Annotated in this window: 21 protein-coding genes; 12 read left to right on the top strand and 9 right to left on the bottom strand. The window is 65.7% G+C overall.

The window, feature by feature from the left end:
* Positions 1-563 precede the first annotated feature (563 nt).
* The 5 genes from ACSSVC_RS15220 to ACSSVC_RS15200 form a co-directional block, all read right to left on the bottom strand.
* Positions 564-788, bottom strand: a complete 225-nt coding sequence (locus ACSSVC_RS15220) for a type II toxin-antitoxin system RelE/ParE family toxin (RefSeq protein WP_346632062.1) — start codon at positions 786-788, stop codon at positions 564-566.
* 101 nt (positions 789-889) lie between these two features.
* A complete protein-coding gene (locus tag ACSSVC_RS15215) occupies positions 890-1,126 on the bottom strand; it encodes a type II toxin-antitoxin system ParD family antitoxin (protein WP_011060512.1) in 237 nt (78 codons plus the stop codon).
* Between the two features lie 42 nt (positions 1,127-1,168).
* On the bottom strand, positions 1,169-1,807 hold the full coding sequence (locus ACSSVC_RS15210; protein ID WP_041117219.1) for a response regulator: 639 nt from the start codon (positions 1,805-1,807) through the stop codon (positions 1,169-1,171).
* Positions 1,807-3,078, bottom strand: coding sequence for a sensor histidine kinase (locus ACSSVC_RS15205; RefSeq protein ID WP_346631579.1), 1,272 nt, complete (start codon positions 3,076-3,078; stop codon positions 1,807-1,809). Before ACSSVC_RS15205 ends, ACSSVC_RS15210 begins: the two co-directional genes overlap by 1 nt.
* A gap of 2 nt (positions 3,079-3,080) precedes the next feature.
* Positions 3,081-3,203 (bottom strand): hypothetical protein, encoded by a 123-nt coding sequence (locus tag ACSSVC_RS15200; protein WP_019092738.1) that lies wholly within the window; start codon positions 3,201-3,203, stop codon positions 3,081-3,083.
* A 191-nt stretch (positions 3,204-3,394) separates the two neighbouring features.
* On the opposite strand from ACSSVC_RS15200, the gene ACSSVC_RS15195 reads away from it, so the two are divergent.
* From ACSSVC_RS15195 to ACSSVC_RS15170, 6 genes are all read left to right on the top strand, one after another.
* On the top strand, positions 3,395-4,579 hold the full coding sequence (locus ACSSVC_RS15195; RefSeq protein ID WP_492612477.1) for an ABC transporter substrate-binding protein: 1,185 nt from the start codon (positions 3,395-3,397) through the stop codon (positions 4,577-4,579).
* Positions 4,580-4,609: 30 nt separating this feature from the next.
* On the top strand, positions 4,610-5,584 hold the full coding sequence (locus ACSSVC_RS15190; protein ID WP_041117213.1) for a YVTN family beta-propeller repeat protein: 975 nt from the start codon (positions 4,610-4,612) through the stop codon (positions 5,582-5,584).
* A complete protein-coding gene (locus ACSSVC_RS15185) occupies positions 5,581-6,339 on the top strand; it encodes an ABC transporter ATP-binding protein (RefSeq protein ID WP_492612476.1) in 759 nt (252 codons plus the stop codon). Before ACSSVC_RS15190 ends, ACSSVC_RS15185 begins: the two co-directional genes overlap by 4 nt.
* Positions 6,336-7,127: an ABC transporter permease gene (locus tag ACSSVC_RS15180; RefSeq protein WP_233323636.1), complete on the top strand. Its 792-nt coding sequence runs from the start codon at positions 6,336-6,338 to the stop codon at positions 7,125-7,127. Before ACSSVC_RS15185 ends, ACSSVC_RS15180 begins: the two co-directional genes overlap by 4 nt.
* A 231-nt stretch (positions 7,128-7,358) precedes the next feature.
* Complete coding sequence (locus tag ACSSVC_RS15175) at positions 7,359-7,901, top strand: PQQ-dependent catabolism-associated CXXCW motif protein (RefSeq protein ID WP_311168208.1); 543 nt, start codon at positions 7,359-7,361, stop codon at positions 7,899-7,901.
* A gap of 49 nt (positions 7,902-7,950) precedes the next feature.
* Positions 7,951-8,616: a response regulator gene (locus ACSSVC_RS15170; RefSeq protein ID WP_492612475.1), complete on the top strand. Its 666-nt coding sequence runs from the start codon at positions 7,951-7,953 to the stop codon at positions 8,614-8,616.
* Between the two features lie 189 nt (positions 8,617-8,805).
* On the opposite strand, the gene nahK is transcribed toward ACSSVC_RS15170, so the two are convergent.
* The 4 genes from nahK to ACSSVC_RS15150 all read right to left on the bottom strand — a co-directional run bounded on the left by nahK (position 8,806) and on the right by ACSSVC_RS15150 (position 15,383).
* A complete protein-coding gene (gene nahK / locus ACSSVC_RS15165; protein WP_346631584.1) occupies positions 8,806-11,457 on the bottom strand; it encodes a hybrid sensor histidine kinase/response regulator NahK/ErcS' in 2,652 nt (883 codons plus the stop codon).
* Positions 11,387-12,550, bottom strand: coding sequence for a nitric oxide-sensing protein NosP (gene nosP, locus ACSSVC_RS15160; protein WP_446440579.1), 1,164 nt, complete (start codon positions 12,548-12,550; stop codon positions 11,387-11,389). Before nosP ends, nahK begins: the two co-directional genes overlap by 71 nt.
* A 393-nt stretch (positions 12,551-12,943) precedes the next feature.
* Positions 12,944-14,128 carry a porin gene (locus tag ACSSVC_RS15155; RefSeq protein WP_492612474.1) on the bottom strand — a complete coding sequence of 395 codons (1,185 nt, stop codon included), beginning with the start codon at positions 14,126-14,128 and terminating at the stop codon, positions 12,944-12,946.
* A 208-nt stretch (positions 14,129-14,336) separates the two neighbouring features.
* On the bottom strand, positions 14,337-15,383 hold the full coding sequence (locus ACSSVC_RS15150) for an Ldh family oxidoreductase (protein ID WP_492612473.1): 1,047 nt from the start codon (positions 15,381-15,383) through the stop codon (positions 14,337-14,339).
* Between the two features lie 131 nt (positions 15,384-15,514).
* On the opposite strand from ACSSVC_RS15150, the gene ACSSVC_RS15145 reads away from it, so the two are divergent.
* From ACSSVC_RS15145 to ACSSVC_RS15120, 6 genes are all read left to right on the top strand, one after another.
* On the top strand, positions 15,515-16,390 hold the full coding sequence (locus ACSSVC_RS15145; protein ID WP_047285528.1) for a MurR/RpiR family transcriptional regulator: 876 nt from the start codon (positions 15,515-15,517) through the stop codon (positions 16,388-16,390).
* A 16-nt stretch (positions 16,391-16,406) separates the two neighbouring features.
* Positions 16,407-17,159, top strand: a complete 753-nt coding sequence (locus ACSSVC_RS15140; RefSeq protein ID WP_346631588.1) for a transporter substrate-binding domain-containing protein — start codon at positions 16,407-16,409, stop codon at positions 17,157-17,159.
* 87 nt (positions 17,160-17,246) lie between these two features.
* A complete protein-coding gene (locus ACSSVC_RS15135; protein ID WP_053150433.1) occupies positions 17,247-17,966 on the top strand; it encodes an ABC transporter permease in 720 nt (239 codons plus the stop codon).
* Positions 17,963-18,673: an ABC transporter permease gene (locus ACSSVC_RS15130; protein WP_350404616.1), complete on the top strand. Its 711-nt coding sequence runs from the start codon at positions 17,963-17,965 to the stop codon at positions 18,671-18,673. The genes ACSSVC_RS15135 and ACSSVC_RS15130 overlap by 4 nt, the downstream gene beginning before the upstream one ends.
* Before the next feature lie 46 nt (positions 18,674-18,719).
* Positions 18,720-19,961 (top strand): NAD(P)/FAD-dependent oxidoreductase, encoded by a 1,242-nt coding sequence (locus ACSSVC_RS15125; protein WP_492612472.1) that lies wholly within the window; start codon positions 18,720-18,722, stop codon positions 19,959-19,961.
* 16 nt (positions 19,962-19,977) lie between these two features.
* On the top strand, positions 19,978-20,778 hold the full coding sequence (locus ACSSVC_RS15120; protein WP_108542691.1) for an amino acid ABC transporter ATP-binding protein: 801 nt from the start codon (positions 19,978-19,980) through the stop codon (positions 20,776-20,778).
* Positions 20,779-20,925: the final 147 nt, after the last annotated feature.

The following is a 20,925-nucleotide window of genomic DNA, read 5'->3' as shown; positions in this document are numbered from 1 at the left end:
CCTGCCGGCCGGCCTGAAGCTGGCGCGGTGTGTAGCGCCCCCATGTAGGAGCTGGCTTGCCAGCGAAGGCGTCCGCCCAGACGCCGCATGTCTCACGGGCCTCTTCGCCGGCAAGCCGGCTCCTACGGACAGCGCGTAAAACGCGCTTGGCTCTGGCTTTTGATCTTGATCTTGATCTTGATCTTCAGGCCCCTTCCCAGCCGGCCGAACGCAGGCGTTGCGTAGGGGGCAGCTCGGCAAGGATGCCGAGCTAGCCGCCACCCGGCCATGGATGGCCGGTTGGCGGCGGGCCCCCGGAGCAATGCCGGAGAGAGGGAACCCCGAGCCCTAGCGAGGGGCCCATGGAGGGGCAAGCGTTTTTGCTTACTTTTCGCTGGGCCGGCACTCCGGCGTTTGAAAAAAGTGAGTCGCCGTAAGGGCGAAACCCTAAGTGGCCGTTACCGCAGCACCGGATATGTACCCAAACCCCAAACCATCAAGACGAAACCACCAGCAGCCACACCCGCAGCAACGGATATACACCCCACCCCCTCACCACAAAAAGCCCCCAACATCCCCCACCACTACCGGAAAACACCTTCAGCCAACCACTCAGGAAAGTCCCGCATACCATGCAAAACCCGCCATACGTCGATGTAGTCATCGCGTTCAACGTAGAACACCAGATAGGGATAGCGCTTCAGCGGCCAGCAAAGCCCCCCCGGCAGATCCAGCTCGTGGGCGTAGCGAGACATACCCGAGGCCGGATGGCGGCCGATATGAAGATAGGCCTTTTCCAAAGCATCGATAAAACCGAGCGCAGCCTGCTCGGCCTGTTGGTCAAGCTAGTCGCTGATAGCGCCTCCCACGTCCTGGCTGGCAAGGGCACGTGGCATGACCGGCTTGGCTTTCATCCTCGCGCCTTGTGAACCCTGGCACGCAGGGATTCGAAATAGTCACCCTGCACAGCAGTGCCCGGCGCCGATTGAGCACCGGCCAACAACAGGCCACGCAGATGTTGCCGATCCTGATCCTTGCGAATCAGCTCACGCACATATTCACTGCTGGTGCTGTAGCCGCGCTGGCTGACTTGATCATCGACAAAGGACTTGAGAGCGTCCGGCAGGGAGATGTTCATGGTGCTCATGGCTTTGTCCGTTTTTGACAAAATTTACCAAACCATACCCCCTCACCCCGCCACCCGCACCACCCCCATATCAATCCCCAAATGCACCAGCTCGGCATGGGAGCTGACCTGCAGCTTGCTCTTGAGCAAGGTCAGGTGGTTGGACACGGTCTTGGCGCTGATGCACAACTGCTCGGCAATCACCCGCGCCGGGGTGCCCCTGGCCAGCATCACGAAGATCTCCAGCTCGCGCTGGGTCATGCTCTGCAAGCGTGGATCGCTGGCGTTCTGCGCCGGGGTGCAGGCCAGTTGGGTGGCCAGGGGCTGTTCGATGTAGGCGTGCCCGGCCAGCACTCGGTGCACCGCTTCGATCAGCACCTGGGGCGCGGAGTTCTTGGTCAGGTAACCCGAGGCGCCCGCCTCCAGGGCCTGGCGCACCAGGGGCAGTTCGTCGTGCATGCTGAAGAACAGCACCCGCAGTTGCGGCAGGCGCTGGCGCAGGCGGCGGGTGGTCTCCAGGCCGCTGATACCCGGCAGGCCGAAATCCATGATCACCAGTTGCGGCACGTCTTCGGCCACTCGGGCCAGGGCCTCTTCGCCGCTGGCCGCTTCGCGTACCTGCATCGCCGGCAATACCGCGCGCAGCAGGCTGGCATAGCCCTGGCGGACCACGGCGTGGTCATCCACCAACAAGATGTTCATCAGGCCTCCATGGGAATGTTCAAGGGCATGTTCAAGGCCAGTGCCCAACCGGCGCCGGGACGGCTGAGGATGTGCAGTTCGCCACCCAGGCTGCGGGCGCGTTCGGCCATCGAGTGCAGGCCGACGCCGGGGCGTTGGGGCTGGGGGGCGCCGCAACCGTTGTCGCGCACCAGCAGGCGCAGGCCCCGGGCGCTGCGTTGCAGGCGCACCCGAACCTGGCTGGCGCCGGCGTGCCGGGCGACATTGGTCAGCGCTTCTTGCAGCAGACGGTAGAGGTGGGTCTTGCTCACGTCGGGCAACGCCGGAAGGTCGGCGCCAACCCGCAACTGGCAATCGATGCCCTGGCTGTCCTGCCATTGGCTCACCAGCAAACCGAAGGCTTCGGCCAGCGGCAAGTGCTGCAGCACCACCGGGTACAGGTCCTGCACCAGGGCGCGAAAGCCCTGCTGCAAACGCTCGCAGTTGAGCTCCAGGGCTTGGGCCGTGTGTTCCACCACCGTAGGCTGGTCGGCCACCATGCGCAGCAGGCAGACCTGAGCGCGAATGCCCGCCAGGTATTGCCCGAGGTCGTCGTGCAGGGTCTGCGCCAGGTAAGTGCGTTCGCGCTCCTGCACCGCCAGCAGGGCCTGGGTCAGTTGGGTGTTGTCGGCCCGGGTCTGTTCCAGGGTCGTGGTCATGCGGTTGAAGTGTCCGGCCAGTTGTCGCGCTTCCGGCAGGCCGGCCTCGCGCAGGCGCACCGCCAGTTGCCCACCGGATACCTGCTGCAAGGCCCGCAGTAAATCGTCCAGCAGGCCCATGCCGCGGCGCACCGCCCAGCGGATGCTCAGCAGGCTCAAGAGCAGGGCCAGGCCGCACAGGCTCAACAGCTGTTGCAGGGAATCCCAGACTTCATCGATCTCGTCGCGCGCGTCCACGGCGATCAGCACCCGGCGCCCGTCGCCCAGGTCCAGCTCGCGGGCGCTGTGGCGGCGGTCGCTGAACAGTTGGCGGCCGAGCCAGGCATCCAGCCCGGCCTGCTCGGGCATCTGTGCGGCCTCGTCCGGTGCCAGCCAGTGCACCCGCACATGACGCAGGCTTTGGGTCAGACGCGGTTGCAGGCCCGCCGGGTTGCGCTCGGCGCTGTCGCTGAGGTACTCCACCACCGCCTCGGCGGACTGCATCTCACGCTCGACATCGGCCACCGCCTGGTGCAGCAGCAAGCCGGCGCAGGCCAGGGTCACCACGGCAAAGAACGCCGTCACCCACAGGTTGATCCGCCACAGCGCCGACATGCCTAGCGCCCCGGAACCAGCGGCACCGCCAGGGGCACGACCGGGCGCGGGCCGTGCAGGCGATCGACGCCGATCAGGCTGAGAATCAGCAGCAAGGGCAGGAGCAGCACTTTGATGATGCGCATGGGCGTCACTCTCAAGGTTCGGGCTCAGGGCTCGGGGCGGGTTCAGGCCAGGATCGAGGCCGCTGGGACCATGCTAAGACCGCCGCGCCCGCGCCGGGTTACTACCTTGGTACTGCCCGGGCGCTACTTTCTGCATATTTCCCCGTCCCGGCACTGTTCCTATGCTGGCGCCACCTGCCGTGGAGCGCCCTATGCACAAGCCTGCCCCGCTTATCCCGACTTGCCTGCTGGTCCTGGCCTCGGTGCTGTTGTCCATGACCGTCAGCCAGGCCAGCGAGGAACCCTTGCAGGTGCGCATCGGTTACCTGGGCTATCGCCCCGATCCCGGCCCGCTGCTGTCCAACATCATCCCCGAGCCCACCGACGCCGGGCTGCAAGGCGCCCAGTTGGCGATTGTCGACAGCAACAGCACCGGGCGCTTTCTCAAGCAGCAGTTCCAGCTCGACAGCGCCAGCGTCGACAGCCCCGCGGCCCTGCTGCAAGCCGCCAGGGCCCAGCACGACCAGGGCCTGCGGCTGTTCGTGGTGAATGCCCCGGCGGCCAGCCTGCGCGAATTGTCGGCGGCCCTGCCCGACAGCCTGCTGTTCAACGCCGGCAGCCCCGACGACCGCCTGCGCAGCAGCCAGTGCCTGGGCAACGTGCTGCACAGCCTGCCCGGCCGGGCGATGCTGGCCGACGCCCTGGTGCAGTTCATGGTGTTGCGCAAATGGCAGCGGGCCTTGCTGATCGTCGGCCAGACCGAGGACGACCGCGCCTACGCCGACGCCCTGCGCCGGGCCATGCAGCGCTTCGGCCTGAAAATCGTCGCCGAGAAGACCTGGAGCTTCGACAACGACCAGCGCCGCAGCGCCCAGGCCGACATGCCGCTGTTCACCCAGACCGCCGAGTACGACGTGGTGCTGGTGGCCGACGAGCGCGGCGACTTCGGCGAATACCTGCCCTACCAGACCTGGTACCCGCGCCCGGTGGCCGGCACCCAGGGCCTGACTCCCACCGGCTGGCACAAGAGTGTCGAGACCTTCGGCGCCGCGCAGTTGCAAAAGCGCTTCGAAGCCCAGGCCGGACGCTGGATGAACGACCGCGACTTCGCCGCCTGGATGGCCGTGCGCAGCGTCGCCAGCGCCGTCAGCAAACTGCGCCAGGCCGACCCTCGGCCCCTGCAAGCGCTGCTGCTCAGCGACCAGCTGCCACTGGACGGTTTCAAGGGCCGCAAGCTCAGCTACCGCCCGTGGAACGGCGAACTGCGCCAACCGATTCCCCTGGTGCAGCCCCGGGCCCTGGTCAGCACCTCGCCCCAGGACGGCTTCCTGCACCCCTTCAACGAAATGGACAGCCTGGGCTACGACCGTCCCGAAGTGACCTGCCGCTACCCCTGATCCGATCACCACAACAACAAGGAATCCGCCATGCGCCGCCCCCTTCTCTGCCGCTCCGCCCTCTGCGCGGCCCTGCTGCTCGCCACCGGGCACGCCATGGCCGCCACGGCCTGGGTCTCCAACGAAAAGGACAACAGCCTGAGCCTGATCGACCTGCAGACCCTGGAAGTCACCGAGACCCTGCCGGTGGGCCAGCGCCCGCGCGGGCTGCTGCTGTCCCATGACAATAAGCTGCTGTACATCTGCGCCAGCGACTCGGACCGGGTCCAGGTGATGGACGTGGCCACCCGCAAGATCGTCAAGGAGCTGCCATCCGGCAAGGACCCCGAGCAGTTCGCCCTGCACCCCAACAACCGCTGGCTGTACGTGTCCAACGAGGACGATGCGCTGGTCACGGTGATCGACACCGAGACCGCCAAGGTCCTCGGCCAGATCAACGTCGGGGTCGAGCCCGAAGGCATGGCGGTGAGCCCCGATGGCAAGTGGGCGGTGAACACCAGTGAAACCACCAACATGCTGCACTGGATCGACACCAGCACCCAGACCCTGGCCGACAGCACCCTGGTGGACCAGCGCCCGCGCTTTGTCGAGTTCAACCAGGACGGTTCCAGGCTTTGGGCCTCGGCGGAAATCGGCGGCACCGTGACCATCCTCGACGTGGCCACGCGCCAGGTGCTCAAGACCCTGAACTTCAAGATCAAGGGCGTGCACCCGGACAAGGTGCAGCCGGTGGGCATCAAGCTCAGCGCCGATGGCAAGTACGCCTTCGTCGCCCTGGGCCCGGCCAACCACGTGGCGGTGATCGACGCCAAGACCTACGAGATCCTCGACTACCTGTTGGTGGGGCGGCGGGTCTGGCAGCTGGCATTCACCCCGGACCAGAGCCAGCTGCTGGCCACCAACGGGGTCAGCGGCGATGTTTCGGTGATCGATGTGAACAGCCTCAAGGTGCTCAAGTCGGTGAAGGTCGGGCGCTATCCCTGGGGCGTGGTGGTGACCCCATGAACGCCCTGGAGGTCAGCCAACTGAGCTTCGCCTATGGCCCGCGCCAGGCCCTCGATCAGGTCAGCCTGAGCCTGGCTCCCGGGCGCTTTGCCGCGCTGCTGGGCCCCAACGGCGCCGGCAAGTCGACCCTGATCGCCCTGCTCACTAGGCTCTACGACCTGCAGCAGGGTGACATCCGCGTCGGCGGCTGCTCCTTGCGCAACGCCGCCCGGGCCGCCCTGCGCCAGCTCGGCGTGGTGTTCCAGCAAAGCACCCTGGACCTGGACCTGAGCGTCGAGCAGAACCTGCACTACCACGCCGCGCTGCACGGCCTGTCGCGGCGCCAGGGGCAGGCGCGGATCGACGCTGAACTGGCACGCCAGGGCTTGACCGAACGGCGCCGGGACAGCGTGCGCGCCCTCAATGGCGGCCACCGCCGGCGGGTGGAAATCGCCCGCGCCCTGCTGCATGAACCGCGCCTGCTGCTGCTCGATGAAGCCAGCGCCGGCCTCGACCCGGCCAGCCGTCTGGCCCTCAACCGGCACATTCGCCAGCTGTGCCAGGAACAGCGCCTGAGCGTGCTCTGGACCACCCACCTACTGGACGAAGTGCAGGCCGACGACCAGTTGCTGATCCTGCATCAGGGGCGCCTGGTGGCCAGTGGCGTGGCCAGCACCATCAGCCAGGAACAGGGCGGCGACCTGGGCACGGCCTTCGCCCGCCTGACCCAGAATCCCCTGCCGCGCCCGGCGCCGATCGGAGAACCCTTGGCATGAACGCCTACTGGCAATGCCTGCGCGGCATCGTGCTGCGCGAATGGCTGCGCTTCGTGCTGCAGCGCACACGCTTTCTCAGTGCCCTGGTGCGCCCACTGCTGTGGCTGCTGGTGTTCGCCGCCGGCTTTCGCGCCGCCCTGGGCATCGCCATCATCGAGCCCTACAGCACCTACATTCCCTACGAGGTCTACATCGTTCCGGGGCTGGCCTGCATGATCCTGCTGTTCAACGGCATGCAGGGCTCGCTGTCGATGGTCTACGACCGGGAAATGGGCAGCATGCGCGTGCTGCTCACCAGCCCCCTGCCCCGGGCCTTCCTGCTGGCCAGCAAGCTGTTGGCCACTTCGCTGATCTCGCTGCTGCAGGTCTACGCCTTCCTCGCCGTGGCCTGGCTCTACGGCGTGCAGCCGCCGGCCATGGGCCTGCTGGCCGCGCTGCCGGCCCTGCTGCTGGTGGCCCTGATGCTCAGCGCCCTGGGGCTGCTGCTGTCCAATGCCATCCGCCAACTGGAGAACTTTGCCGGGGTGATGAACTTCGTGATCTTCCCGCTGTTCTTCCTGTCCTCGGCGCTGTACCCGCTGTGGAAGATGCTCGAAGCCAGCCCCTGGCTGTACTGGCTGTGCGCCCTCAACCCCTTCACCCACGCCGTGGAGCTGGTGCGCTTTGCGTTGTATGAACGCTTCAACCTCCTGGCCCTGGCGGTATGCCTGGGGCTGACCCTGGTGTTCTCCCTGCTGGCGGTGCTGACCTTCAACCCGCAGCACGCCGCCCTGCGCAAAAGCACCTGAGCCACACCCCTCACACCCACCTCCCCCCCCGTAGGAGCTGGCTTGCCAGCGAAGAGGCCCGCACGCCCAACGCCAAACCCAATGCCCCTTTCGCCGGCAAGCCGGCTCCTACACAGCGCCTGCCGATGGGCGATCTACGACTTTGGTACTGCTTTTGCTGTCGATGGTCGCATTCACAAATGCCCTCGCCCTGGCATGTAATGACCCCCATAACAAGAAGGACAACCCCTTATGCCCCGTGCCCTGCAGACCCTGGCCCTGCTCTCCCTGAGCCTGACCCTGGGGATGGCCCACGCCGAAACCCCGCTGTTCTCCGCCGAGGGCTATCGCACCAGCCTTTACCGCAGCCCGACACCCACCCGGATCGAAACCGCGCAGATCATCGACACCAAGGGCTTGCAAGCCCTGCTCCAGCAGCCGCGCAAACCTTTGCTGATCGACGTCTATCGCCGGCAATGGCTGCAAGGTCGTTTCATTGACAGCGAGCCCCACGCCAACCTGCCCGGTAGCCACTGGCTGGCCAACACCGGCGACGGCGAACTGAGCCCCGAGTGGCAGCACTACTTCAGCCGCTATCTGCAACAGCTCAGCGCCGGCGCCCTGGACCAGCCGCTGGTGTTTTACTGCCGCGCCGATTGCTGGCTGAGCTGGAACGCGGTAAAACGCGCCGCAGCCCTGGGCTATACCTCTGTGTACTGGTATCGCGACGGCCTGGACGCCTGGGAGGCCGCCGGGTTGCCGGTGGTGGCGGCCCAGCCGGAAGCCTTTCCCTGAAGCTGCAAAAGCCCCCCCCCGCACACTCACAATAACGAGGTGAAAGGCCATGTATAAAATTCTGATAGCCGACGATCACCCACTGTTTCGCGAAGCCATCCACAACGTCATCAGCGACGGATTTCCCGGCAGCGAGGTGATGGAAACCGCCGACCTGAACAGCGCCCTGGCCCTGACCCAGGAACACGACGACCTGGACCTGATCCTGCTGGACCTGAACATGCCCGGCATGCACGGCCTCAACGGCCTGATCACCCTGCGCAACGAAGCGCCGACCATTCCGGTGGTGATCGTTTCCGCCGAACAGGACAAACAGATCGTGCTCCAGGCCATCACCTACGGCGCCGTGGGCTTCATCACCAAATCCTCGCCGCGCTCGCAGATGACCGAGGCCATCGAACAGATCCTCAATGGCAATGTGTACCTGCCACCGGACATCATCCGCACCCAGAAAAGCCCGCCGGGCCGACGCAGCAGCGAGACCCCGAGCTTTCCCCCGGAACTGCTGCAGGCCCTGACCCGCAAACAGCTCCTGGTGCTGGAGCGCATGACCAAGGGCGAGTCCAACAAGCAGATCGCCTACACCCTGGACATTGCCGAAACCACAGTGAAGGCCCACGTCTCGGCGATCCTGCGCAAGCTCAATGTGCACAACCGGGTGCAAGCGATCCTGAGTGCCGGGGACATCGATTTCGGCGCCTACCTGCGCCGCTGAATGCAGCTGATCGTGCACCGTTCCTGTAGGAGCCGGCTGGCCGGCGAAGGCGATCTCTCGGGCCTCTTCGCTGGCAAGCCAGCTCCTACGGTTGGTAATGACAGTGGCCTGGGCCCGTAGGAGCCGGCTTGCCGGCGAAGGCGATCTCGCGGGCCCCTTCGCTGGCAAGCCAGCTCCTACGGTTGGCCGTCAGTGATGGGGCGTGGGGGTGGCCGGGCTCAGCAGGTGGCTGATGGCAGTCTTGAGTTTCATCGGCCGCACCGGTTTGTGCATCAGGGTGTGGCCCAGCTCGCGCAGTTGCTGCTTGAGCTCGTTGCTGTAGTTGGCGGTGATCATCATCGCCGGGATCGCCAGGGCGCGGCGGGCGTTGATTCGCGCCACGGCGTCGATGCCGTTCTGCTGGCGGTCCAGGTGGTAGTCGGCAATCAGTAGATCGACTTCGGCGCGGTAGTCGTCCACCTGGCGTGCCAGGTCTTCTTCGGACAGGGCGGTGATCACTTGGCAGCCCCAGCCTTCAAGCAGGGTGCGCATGCCGGCGCAGATCGCCGCGTCGTTATCCAGGACCCAGATCCGTGCGCCGTGCAGACGTTCCAGCAGGGCTTCCCCCAGTTCCGGGCGCGGCGCCGGCAAGGGTGCGCTGGCGCTGATCGGCACCTGCACGCTGAACACCGAGCCGCGCCCCGGCCAGGAACGCACGCCGATGCGGTGCCCGAGAATCCCGGCAATCTTCTCCACGATGGCCAACCCCAGGCCCAGGCCGCGATCCTGGTCCGGGCGCTGTTCTTCGCCGCGCTTGAACTCCTGGAAGATTTCTTCCAGACGTTCGGCGGCGATGCCCATGCCGCTGTCCCAGACTTCGATCGACAGCCAGCGCCCCTGGCGCCGACAGCCCAGCACCACGCGGCCCTGGCGGGTATAGCGGATGGCGTTGCTCAGCAGGTTGCGCAGGATCCGCGCCAGCAGTTGGATGTCGCTGCGCACCAGTGCCGAGCAGGCCACGAAGTGCAGTTCCAGGCCCTCGCTGCGGGCCACCTGGGCGTACTCGGCGGCAAGGTTTTCCAGCAGCTCGCTCAAGGCAAAGGGCGCGATATCGGCCTTGATCACCCCGGCGTCGAGCTTGGAGATGTCCACCAGGGTGCCCAGCAGGTTTTCCACGTCCTCCAGGGAGTTGCTGACATTGCGCACCAGGGCGCTGCTGGCCTGGGGATCGCGGCGCTCCAGCAAGGCGCTGGTGAACAGCCGCGCGGCATTCAAGGGTTGCAGCAGGTCATGGCTGACCGCGGCGAGAAATTTGGTCTTCGACAGGTTGGCCTGTTCAGCCTCGCCCTTGGCTTCCCGCAGCCGGGATTCAACCCGGCTGCGCTCTTCGATCTCGCGCAGCAGCTGCTGGTTGAGGGTGGTCAGTTCGGCGGTGCGTTCGCGCACCCGCAGCTCCAGGTTCTGGTAGGCCTGATGCAACGCCTCGGCGGTGCGCCGGCGTTCGGTGATGTCGCGGATCAGTACGAAGATCCCCACCACTTCACCATTGGCCAGGCGATTGGGCACGTAGGAGCGCAGCATGTAGCGCTCCTGGTTGTTGATGTTGGTTTCGGCGAATTCGAAGGTCACGCTCTCCCCCGCCAGAGCCCGCTCCACATAGCTTTCCAGGCGCTGGTAGTGCTGTTCGCTGTGCACCTCGCGCAGGCTCTGACCGAGCATCACGCCCCGGGGCCAGCAGTACCACTCCTCGTAGACCTTGTTGGTGAACTCGTACACCAGATCGGCATTGAGGTAGGCGATCAGCGCCGGCACATGGTCGGTGATCAGGCGAATCCAGCGCTCGCTTTCACTCAGGGCTTCGGCGTGCTGGTAGCGCTCGGTGATGTCGGTGAAGGTGTTGACGAAGCCGCCGGTGGGCAGCGGATGGGTGCGGATTTCCAGCACCCGGCCGTCGCTCAGGCGCTGCTCGCATTCATGGATCACCCGGCCATTGCAGTCGCGACTGGCGGGGGTCAGCAGGCTCAGCTCGCTGTCGCCGATAACCTCGGCAAACAAGCGGTGAGCGGCCACCGGGGCCAGCCCGCTGAGTTCCAGGAAACGCCGGTTCCACAGTTCGAGAATGCCCTCGGCATTGACCATGGCCACGCCCTGGGACAGGTTGTCCACCGCCCGTTGCAGCAGGTGCGACTTTTGCGCCACCGCCTGCTCCCGGCGCAGGGTTTCGCTGTGCTTGACCTCGGTGATGTCGGTGAACAGGATCACCCGCCCGCCTTCCCGGGTCGGCCGCTCGCTGACCTGCAGCCAGCGCCCGTTGTGCAGGCGATAGAGCAACTGCTCGTCGGCGCCGCTGCGCGGTTCCTCGCTGAACAGCCCGGTGCTGGTCATCAGCCGCCGCACTTCCGAGAGGCGCATGCCGGCCATGATCCGCACCCGGCTGTGGCTCCAGAAGGCACGGAAGCGGCTGTTGAACAGGACGATGCGCTGCTCCTGGTCGAACAGCACGAAGGCGTCGGAAATGCTCTCGATGGCATCGATCAGATGCTGGTGGGCAGTCTCGGCCCGCAGCCGCGCTTCGCTGAGCAAGTGGTTGCCGGCCTTGAGCTCGGCCATGGCCTGGTTCAGGGCGTCGGTACGTTCGCGCACCTGCTCGGCCAGCACCACCGAATGCTGGAACGCCGCATAAGGGTCGTTGCCCCGGGTGATGCCGGATTCGACCCGCTCGATCAGCGCGCTGTTGATCCGCCGCAGCTTGCGGTTCTCGCGCTGCAGGCAGGCGAGCTGCGCTTGCAGCTCAGCGGCGGGCCGGAGTTCGACTGCGGGCAATGGCGACCCCGGTGAAGGTCTGGTTGATGTGCATGCCATTGAACTGTTCTCCGTAGGTGTTGAACCCCATCACCCGTTGCTCCCGCAAAAAGGCGCCGATCTGCTCCAGGCTGCCGCGGTCCTCCAGCTCCAGGCGGCGCAAAAAGCAGTCGCAGCCGATGGTCAGCAACAGCCCGCCGAGGCGCTGCTGCAAGCCGTCGAACAGCTGTTGCAGGTTGGGCAGCAAAGGGCCGGGGGTCATGGCGGTGAGGACGATGCCGTTCTCCACCGCGCAGTAGAAACTCAGGCTCAGGTCCGGGTGCACCTGCTGCACCGCGCGCACGTAGTAGTGCTGGTTGATCCGCACCGCCAGCGGGTGGGCGGCAAACACCCGGTGGTCGAGCTGCGCAAGCGGCACGCCGATCAGCCGCGCATACTCTTCGGCGGCCGGCTCGGCGTTCAATTCATAGACCCGGCGCAAGGCGCTGTCGGCGCCGGTGACCACCAGTTTTTCTTCCCGGGGCAGGATGTGGTGGGTGGTGAACACCTCGAAATCCAGCCAGGTGTTGACCAGCACCACCACCGCCGCGCCGCTGTGAAATTCGCCACCGAAGTAGACGTGGGTATGGGTCAAGTAGTTGTCATCGCCGGCCGAACCGCCGAAATGCGGAATGTCTCCCAGGGCCGCGCTGAGGGCGGCCAGCACCATCTCTTCGCGGCTCGACAGGCCGTCCAGCAGGGTCAGGGCGAAGCTGTTGCCCTTGATCGGCGCCAGGGTGTTGCTGCGGCAATCCCCCACCAGACGTTCGACCATCTGCTGGGCGTCGATCAGGCTGAAGTGTTCCATCTGGTCGATCAGCTCGGCGGCGATGGAAAAGTGCCGGTGATCGAAGCCGATGGCGGTCACGCAATTGCGCCCGTAGCCCAGGGGGGTGATTTCCCCCGCGCTGGTGCAGCCCACCAGGGGGATGCCGCCAAAGCTGTGTTGCAGGGCCGGGCCGAGGGTTTGCAGGGGGTATTCGGCGGAACAGAAAAACAGCACGAAGCCCAGGTGCGGATGCAGCAACTGGCTGGCCAGGTCCTGGGCCACCTGCTGCGGATCGACGGCCTGGGACATGGCACTGACCACGCCCTCGCTCTGGGCTTGCTGCATCGTCGCCTCCGGCGCCGGTTATCTGAGGGATGAGTGTACGAAGCCGGCCCTGGGGCACGAATGCTACTTGGGTAGCGGGTAGCCGGTTCCATGGGCGTAGGTGCTGGCTTGCGAGCGAAAGTGTCGGCCGGTTTGGTGCAAGGCTGGCGGGCCTCTTCGCCGGCAAGCCGGCTCCTACGGGAAATCCGCCAATGCGGAAAATAGGCGGGGAATGCGCGGCGCGACCTCCGTAGGAGCTGGCTTGCCAGCGAAGGCGTCATCCGGGCTGGTGCAAGGCTTGAGGGCCTCTTCGCCGGCAAGCCGGCTCCTACAGGGGAAGGCGCAAATATGGGAGAAATGGGAATGCGCGGCGCCGGCCCGGGCGCGATGCGCACGCCAGGGCCGGCGCTGGGGTTACCAGGTCAGCACGGCACCCACGGCGAAGGTGTCGGTGTTTTCGTTCTGGGCACTGGTGTGGTGGCCGTCGATCTCGAACTGGTTGTACTCGGCCACCAGCTTGAGGTTGTCGTTGATGTCGTGGAACAGCGCCACGCCCCGGGTCTGGTAATCGGCGCCGCTGCCGATCACGCCGTTGCCGTCGTCCTTCGTCTTGCCGTAGGACAGCGCCAGACGATTCTTGCCCAGCTTGTACGAGCCCTGCAGCAGGTAGCCCTTGCTGTCCACGTTGCGCAGCGTGGCTTCGCCGGCGTTGTTGGTGAAGAACGGATTGATGCCCTTGGCCTGGAACCCGGAACCGGTCAGGGACAGGCCGCCCATCTTGGCCTGCAGGCCGTAGCCCAGGCCTTTGGAAGTCACCGATTGCACGTTGGGGTCGGTGTTGTCGGAGGTCTGGTAGCTGCCGTTGAGCCAGCTGTAGAACTTGGCCCCGCCCAGGTCGAACTGGTAGGTGATCTCGCTCTCGGTGCGCGGGTTCTTCTGGTAGGCCTTGCCCAGGGCGCTGCTGTCGTTGGTATCCACCGGGTCGAGGATGCCCACCGCCACCCGCAAGCCGTCCATGACCGGGCTGCGGTAGGTGATCTGCGACGAAGGAAAGGGATAGGGATAACCGCTGCCGATGTTGCCGAACGACACCCCGCCGCCGTCCACCAGCCCCAGGCTGTCGCTGACCTGACCGTACCCGGCGAGCATTTCATCGAGCAGGATGTTGGAACGGGCGAACAGGCCGAAGTCCTTGCCGATCAGCACCTCGCCCCACTCCGGGTTGGCCACGGTGCCGTAGAACTGGCGCACGTCGATGGCGGTGTCGGTGCCGTTGGTTTCGCTGTCATTGATGGTCACCCAGAACGAGGCCCGGGCGCCGAGCTTGAGGTCGTCCACCTGCTTGCCCATGTTGAAGCCCAGGTAGTTGGGCAGAAAGCCCATCTTCACCCGCGCCTGCCGGCGGTCGTACTGCTCGCCGGCGCGGTCGACCTTGCTGTTGACGTAGAAGGCGTTGATGTAGCCGTCGGTGGAAAAGGTCGTCTGGTCCTTGTCGTACAGCATGATCTCGGCTTCGGCGACAGTGCCCAGGCCAAGGGTCGACAGGCCGACGAGCAGGGCCGGAATCAGAGGGTACTGGCAGTTCTTATTGTTATGCATGGCGCGCTCCGCAAACGGGGGACGAAATGTCGGAGGCGATTATCGAAACGGGGCAAGGCCGCCCATAGGCTGCCTTGGAGGCAAATTCAGCATGCTTTGGAGGGGCTGGCAGGGACCGGCAAATCCGATCCACGACCGGCCCGCTACCGGGCCCACTACCGGGAGTAGCACCAAGGGTTTAGCGACCCCGGTGCCAAGGGATAAGGCCTTAAGCCTCGGCCGCCAAAGCGCGCAGTCGCGCCAGCTCGGCGGTAGCCAGGGGAATGCCGTGCTCCAGCGATTTGGCCCGGGTGCGGTAGCGCCGGTCCCCGGGCATGCGCTCCAGGCCCACGGCCTGCATCTGCCGCACCAGCTCGCCGCTGCGCTGGGCAAAACGCCCGCCGCCCAGGTGGCTGGGGTCGATGACGATCAGCAGTTGCCCAGTCCACGGCGTCTGCGCCCCCGGGTGCTGCGACCAGTCGAATTCGAAGGAGAAGTTGCCGCCGGTCAACGCCGCCGCCAGCAGCTCCACCATCATCGACAGCGCCGAGCCCTTGTGCCCGCCAAAGGGCAGCAAGGCGCCGCCGTCGAGAATCGCTGCCGGATCGCAAGTGGGCTGGCCGTCGCGGTCCACCCCCATGCCCGGTGGCAGTTGCTCGCCCTGGCGCTTGGCGATCTGCACATCACCGTGGGCGATGGCGCTGGTGGCCAGGTCGAAGACGATGGGCTCGGCGCCTTCACGGGGGGCGGCGAAGGCAATCGGATTGGTGCCGAACAGCGGACGCTGGGCGCCGTGGGGCACCACGCAGGTCATGCTGTTGACCAGGCTCAGGGCCACCAGGCCTTCTTCGGCGAAGGGCTCGACGTCCGGCCACAAGGCCGCGAAGTGATGGGAATTGCGAATCGCCAGCACCGCGATCCCGGCGCTGCGGGCCTTGCTCAGCAGCAGCGCGCGGGCCGCCGCCAGGGCCGGCTGGGCAAAGCCGCCTGCGGCGTCCACCGCCACCACGCCGGGGGCCACATCCTCGACCTGCGGCACGGCCTGCCCATTGACCCAACCGCTGGCCAGGGACGACAGGTAACCGGGAATGCGGAACACCCCGTGGCTGTGGGAGCCATCGCGCTCGGCGCGGGCGCAGTTGTCGGCCAGCACCTGGGCTACCTCGGCAGAGGTGCCGTGGCGAAGAAAAATCCGTTGCAGCAAGTCGGTCAAGGCCGGCAGGTCGAGGTACTCGACGTCAGCCTGCGCCGGGGTCGCGTGGTTCGCGTCGGTCATTGCAGCTCCATTGGAATTGTTATTGGAAGGTGCCTGACTATCGCGTCACGCCAGTTAACTGTCAAATGTTGACTTAATGACAGAAAACATTCATTTTCCATTGTCAACGGCCCACAAGAATGAAAACAACCATGAGCCAACCCATCAAACAACGCCTTGAAAGCAGCCTGTCCAGCGCCACCGCATCGGGCCGGGCGATTGCCAGCTACATGCTGGCCAACCTCTACGAACTGCCCTTCCAGACCGCCGCCGACATCGCCGAAAAACTCGGCGTCAGCGAATCCAGCGTCGGCCGGTTCTGCCGCGCCATCGGCTACAGCCATTTCAAGGATTTGAAAAACGACCTGAAGAACGACCTCGGCGAAGGCCCGTGGCTGGTGGGCGACCGCCTGCAGGAATTTCGCCAACAGCCCAACCCGGCGGCCCAGGGCCTGCCCCGCAGCTTCGAGCTGGAAGTGGCGGCGCTGGTCAAGGTCTACGAATACAGCCTGACCCCGGCCTGGCAGACCGTGGTCCAGCGCCTGGCCAGCCGGCGCCGGGTGTACGTGGCGGGGTTCCAGACCGAGCGCGGCATCGCTGCCTCCATGGTCCACCTGCTGCAATACCTGCGCGACGGCGTGCACCTGGTGGACGGCGCCGCCGGGCATTTCGCCGACGTGCTGCTCAGCCCCGCCGAGGACTGCGCCCTGGTGGTGTTCGAGGCAAGGCGCTATTCGCGCCACGCCCTGACCCTGTGCCACAAGGCCCGCGAGGCCGGGATTCCGGTGACCCTGGTCACCGACACCTTCTGCGACTGGGCCGAGCAGAACGCCGACGAGGTGTTCCGCGTGCCCACCGAATTCAACCTGTTCTGGGAGTCCACCGCGGCCATGCTGTCGCTGGTGCACCTGTTGGTCAACGAGGTGTGCAAGCACCTGGGGCCCGAGGTGGAAAAACGCCTGGAAGCCACCGCCGCCCTGCATAACGAGTTTGTTGGTTACACATCGTCCGCCCGACCAAAACAATAAATAACCGAGGTGCTCCATGAACAACGTCCTCCGCTTCGCCGGCGCTTGCGCCCTGGTCATCGCCGCCTCCACGGCCCAGGCCGAAACCTTGAAGATCGCCACCGAAGGCGCCTACCCGCCCTTCAACTACGTGGACTCCAACAACCAGCTGCACGGCTTTGACGTCGACATCGCCAACGCCCTGTGCGAGCGCATGAAGGTCGAATGCACCATCGTCGCCCAGGACTGGGAAGGCATCATCCCGGCGCTGCTGGCGAAGAAATACGACGCTGTGGTGGCCTCGATGATCGCCACCGACGAGCGCAAAAAGAAGATCGCCTTCAGCAACCACTACTACCGCACCCCGCTCTCGGTGGCGGTGCCCAAGGACTCGGACATCAGCGACCCGCAGACCAACTTCAAGGGCCGCACCGTGGGCGCCCAGGCCTCCTCGACCCAGGCCATCTACGCCGAGGACCACTACGGCCCGGCCGGTGCCGACGTGAAGTTCTACCCGACCCTGGACGAAGCCAACAGCGACCTGGCCGCCGGACGCGTGGACGGGGTGATTGCCGACAAGTTCCCGCTGCTGGCCTGGGCTGAAAGTACCGGCAAGGACTGCTGCAAGATCATCGGTGACGTCAATGGCACCACCGCCGACGCCTCGATCGCCGTGCGCAAGGAAGACAACGCCCTGCGCGAGCGCCTGAACAAGGCCCTGGACGAGATCGTTGCCGACGGCACCTACAAGCAGATCTCCAGCCGCTACTTCGCCTTCGACATCTACTGACCGCCCGCCTTTGCCGCTGCCGTTGCCCCCGCGTTCCCTTAAGCGCGGCGGCGCCCTGCACGGTTCATTTTTCCAGAGGGTTCGCGCATGTTCGAACAGCTGTCACTCCTGTCCTTCGCCAGCGGCGGCTGGGGCTCGGCCCTGCTCGCCGGGGCCCTGGTGACCATCGCCCTGGCCCTGGCCTGCGTGCCCATCGGCCTGCCCCTGGGCCTGGCCGTGGCCCTGGCCGCACGCTCGAAAAACCGCTGGGCGCGGGCCTGGGCCACAACCTTTTCCACGGTGTTTCGCGGCCTGCCGGAGCTGTTGACCCTGCTGATCATCTACTACGGCTGCCAGATCGCCGCGCAGAAAATCCTCGGCGCCCTGGGCTACCCCGGTGAAGTGGCGATCAACACCTTTGTCGCCGCGATGATCGCCTTCAGCCTGGTGTTCGCCGCCTTCTCCAGCGAGATCTGGCTGGCCGCGTTCAAGACCCTGCCCAAGGGCCAGTACGAAGCCGCCAGCGCCCTGAGCCTGTCGCGGCGCACCACCTTCAGCCGGGTGCTGCTGCCACAACTGACGCGCATCGCCCTGCCCGGCCTGTCCAACAACTGGCTGTCGCTGCTCAAGGACACCTCCCTGGTCTCGACCATTTCCCTGGTGGACCTGATGCGCCAGACCAACCTCGCGGTCAGCGTGACCAAGGAACCCATGCTGTTCTACAGCGTGGCCTGCTTTGGCTACCTGTTCTTCTCGGCGCTGTCGGGGCACTTGTTCAGCTTTCTCGAACGGCGCTTCAACCGTGCGCAACGGAGCCTGCAGCCATGAACCTGGATGACCTGCTGAACCTGTTCCTCAACCAGGAACTGCTGGAGCGCTACGGCCCGCGCTTTATCGACGGCCTGCTGGTGACCGCCAAGCTGGTGGCGATTTCCTTCAGCCTGGGCGCCGTGCTCGGCCTGCTGATCGCCCTCGGGCGGCTGTCCAGCAATCGTTTCCTGCGGCGCTTCACCGGGGCCTACGTGTACTTCTTCCGTGGCTCGCCGCTGCTGGCCCAGCTGTTCATGCTGTATTACGGCCTGGGCTCGTTCAAAGGCTTCTGGCAGGACGTGGGCCTGTGGTGGTTCTTCCGCGACGCCTGGTTCTGCACCCTGCTGGCCTTCACCCTGAACACCGCCGCCTACCAGGCGGAGATCCTGCGCGGCAGCCTGCTGGCCGTCGCCCAGGGCCAGCGCGAAGCCTGCAAGGCCCTGAGCCTGTCGCGCTGGACCGCGTTTCGCAAAGTGATACTGCCGCAGTCGCTGCTGATCGCCATCGGGCCTCTGGGCAACGAGCTGATCTTGATGATCAAGGCCAGCGCCATCGCCTCCCTGGTGACCATCTACGACCTGATGGGGGTGACCAAACTGGCCTTCTCCCGCAGCTTCGATTTCCAGATCTACCTGTGGGCCGCGGTGCTCTACCTGATCATCGTCGAAGTGGTGCGGCGCAGCCTCAAATACCTGGAAGGCCGCCTGGGCCGGCACCTGAACTGAACCCTTTAGCGGGCCGCCGCGCGGCCCCTGTCATAAGGACCCAAACATGCATTGCCAAACCCTCGTTCTGGGCGCCGGAATCGTCGGCGTCAGCAGCGCCCTGCACCTGCAGGCCCGCGGCCGCCAAGTGGTACTGCTGGACCGCCAGCCTCCGGGCAACGGCACCAGCCACGGCAACGCCGGGCTGATCGAACGCGCCAGCGTGATTCCCTACGCCTTCCCCCGGGAAGTGACCAAACTGGTGCGCTACGGCCTCAACCAGCAATCGGACGTGCGCTACAGCCTGCGCCACCTGCCCAAGGCCGGCCCCTGGCTGCTGCAATACTGGCGCCACTCCTCGCCCAAGGGCCTGGCTGCCGCCACCCGCGCCATGCTGCCGCTGATCGAACGCTGCGTCACCGAACACCTGGCCCTGGCCCGCCCGGCCAACATGCTGGAGCTGATCGCCGACGGCGGCTGGCTCGAAGCCTTCAACGACCAGGAGGCCTTCGACTTCGCCCAGCGCGCCGCCGCCGACCTGCGCGACTACGAACTCAACTACCGGGTACTGGACCGCGCCGAACTGCTGGCCCTGGAACCCGGCCTGCACCCCGACATCGTGGGCGGCCTGCACTGGCTCGACCCCAAGACCGTCAGCGACCCCGGCGGCCTGACCCGCGGCTACGCCGAACTGTTCAAGCAGCGCGGCGGCCAATTCATCATCGGCGACGCCCTGAGCCTGACCCAGGTCGAAGGCGGCTGGCAGGTGCACAGCGAACTCGGCCCGATCAGCGCCCAGGAAGTGGTGGTGGCGCTGGGCCCGCAAGCCAGCGGCATCTTCGAACCCCTGGGCTACCGCATTCCCCTGGCGATCAAGCGCGGCTACCACATGCACTACGCCGCCCTGCCCGGCACCCGCCTGCAGCACCCGATCCTCGACCCGGTGGGTGGCTACGTCCTGGCACCGATGGTGGGCGGCATCCGCCTGACCACCGGCATCGAATTCGCCGACCGCGACGACCCGATCAACGAAATCCAACTGCGCCGCTGCGAAGCCCTGGCCCGAAACTTCTACCCCCTGGGCGAACGCCTCGACGCCGAACCCTGGCTGGGCCGCCGCCCGTGCCTGCCGGACATGTGCCCGGTGATCGGCCCCGCCCCGCGCCACCCCGGCCTGTGGTTCAACTTCGGCCACGCCCACCACGGCCTGACCCTGGGCCCGGTGAGCGGCCACCTGCTGGCGCAGATGGTCACCGGCGAAACGCCCTTCACCGACCCCACCCCCTACCGCGCCGAGCGCTTCAACTGACCGACGGAGAACCGCCATGCAGACCCAGACCGCCCCGCTTCCCGCCGCTTCCGAAGCGCCTGCCCGCCCCGCTGCCGACCCACGCGAAGTGGTGATCGATATTGCCGGGGTGAACAAGTTCTACGGCGCCTTCCACGTCCTGCACGACATCGACCTCAAGGTGCGCCAGGGCGAACGCATCGTCCTCTGCGGGCCTTCCGGCTCCGGCAAATCCACACTGATCCGCTGCATCAACCGCCTGGAGATTGCCGAAAAAGGCCGCATCCTGGTGGACCGCACCGACCTCTCGCAAAACACCCGCGAAGCCGCCCAGGTACGCAGCCAAGTGGGCATGGTGTTCCAGCACTTCAACCTGTTCCCGCACATGAGCGTGCTGGACAACTGCACCCTGGCCCCGATGACCGTGCGCGGGTTGTCGCGGAAAAAGGCTGAAGAACTGGCGCGGGGGTTTCTGGCCAAGGTGGGGATTGAGAATCAGGCGGATAAGTACCCGAGCCAGCTTTCTGGTGGGCAGCAACAGCGCGTGGCGATTGCCCGAGCGTTGTGCATGGAGCCGAAGATTATGTTGTTTGATGAACCGACTTCGGCGCTGGACCCGGAGATGGTGAGTGAGGTGTTGGATGTGATGGTGAAGTTGGCTGGGAGTGGGATGACCATGTTGTGCGTGACTCATGAGATGGGGTTTGCACGGCAGGTGGCGGAGCGGGTGTTGTTTCTCGATGGTGGGCGCATCGTTGAAGACGCGCCGCCGGAGGCGTTTTTTGGGGCGCCGAAGAGTGAGAGGGCTAAGGCGTTTCTTGCACAGATTGTGCATTGAGGTAAGTGGACATATCCGTTGCTGCGGTAACGGCTACTTATGGTTTCGCTCTTACAGCGAGTCACTTTGAAAAGCCCAAAGTAACCAAAGGCTCCTGCCCCTCCACTCGGTGCCTCGCCTAGGCTCGGCATGCCCTCACTCCGGCAT

This window comes from Pseudomonas sp. E1BtOHC1 (assembly GCF_058744285.1).
This window is presented reverse-complemented; position numbering and strand designations above follow the sequence as displayed.

Coding starts and splice junctions, on each gene's coding strand:
- ACSSVC_RS15215 (WP_011060512.1), bottom strand. CDS start 1,126: ATGAGCACCATGAACATCTCCCTGCCGGACGCTCTCAAGTCCTTTGTC.
- ACSSVC_RS15210 (WP_041117219.1), bottom strand. CDS start 1,807: ATGAACATCTTGTTGGTGGATGACCACGCCGTGGTCCGCCAGGGCTAT.
- ACSSVC_RS15205 (WP_346631579.1), bottom strand. CDS start 3,078: ATGTCGGCGCTGTGGCGGATCAACCTGTGGGTGACGGCGTTCTTTGCC.
- ACSSVC_RS15200 (WP_019092738.1), bottom strand. CDS start 3,203: ATGCGCATCATCAAAGTGCTGCTCCTGCCCTTGCTGCTGATTCTCAGC.
- ACSSVC_RS15195 (WP_492612477.1), top strand. CDS start 3,395: ATGCACAAGCCTGCCCCGCTTATCCCGACTTGCCTGCTGGTCCTGGCC.
- ACSSVC_RS15190 (WP_041117213.1), top strand. CDS start 4,610: ATGCGCCGCCCCCTTCTCTGCCGCTCCGCCCTCTGCGCGGCCCTGCTG.
- ACSSVC_RS15185 (WP_492612476.1), top strand. CDS start 5,581: ATGAACGCCCTGGAGGTCAGCCAACTGAGCTTCGCCTATGGCCCGCGC.
- ACSSVC_RS15180 (WP_233323636.1), top strand. CDS start 6,336: ATGAACGCCTACTGGCAATGCCTGCGCGGCATCGTGCTGCGCGAATGG.
- ACSSVC_RS15175 (WP_311168208.1), top strand. CDS start 7,359: ATGCCCCGTGCCCTGCAGACCCTGGCCCTGCTCTCCCTGAGCCTGACC.
- ACSSVC_RS15170 (WP_492612475.1), top strand. CDS start 7,951: ATGTATAAAATTCTGATAGCCGACGATCACCCACTGTTTCGCGAAGCC.
- nahK (WP_346631584.1), bottom strand. CDS start 11,457: ATGGCATGCACATCAACCAGACCTTCACCGGGGTCGCCATTGCCCGCA.
- nosP (WP_446440579.1), bottom strand. CDS start 12,550: ATGCAGCAAGCCCAGAGCGAGGGCGTGGTCAGTGCCATGTCCCAGGCC.
- ACSSVC_RS15155 (WP_492612474.1), bottom strand. CDS start 14,128: ATGCATAACAATAAGAACTGCCAGTACCCTCTGATTCCGGCCCTGCTC.
- ACSSVC_RS15150 (WP_492612473.1), bottom strand. CDS start 15,383: ATGACCGACGCGAACCACGCGACCCCGGCGCAGGCTGACGTCGAGTAC.
- ACSSVC_RS15145 (WP_047285528.1), top strand. CDS start 15,515: ATGAGCCAACCCATCAAACAACGCCTTGAAAGCAGCCTGTCCAGCGCC.
- ACSSVC_RS15140 (WP_346631588.1), top strand. CDS start 16,407: ATGAACAACGTCCTCCGCTTCGCCGGCGCTTGCGCCCTGGTCATCGCC.
- ACSSVC_RS15135 (WP_053150433.1), top strand. CDS start 17,247: ATGTTCGAACAGCTGTCACTCCTGTCCTTCGCCAGCGGCGGCTGGGGC.
- ACSSVC_RS15130 (WP_350404616.1), top strand. CDS start 17,963: ATGAACCTGGATGACCTGCTGAACCTGTTCCTCAACCAGGAACTGCTG.
- ACSSVC_RS15125 (WP_492612472.1), top strand. CDS start 18,720: ATGCATTGCCAAACCCTCGTTCTGGGCGCCGGAATCGTCGGCGTCAGC.
- ACSSVC_RS15120 (WP_108542691.1), top strand. CDS start 19,978: ATGCAGACCCAGACCGCCCCGCTTCCCGCCGCTTCCGAAGCGCCTGCC.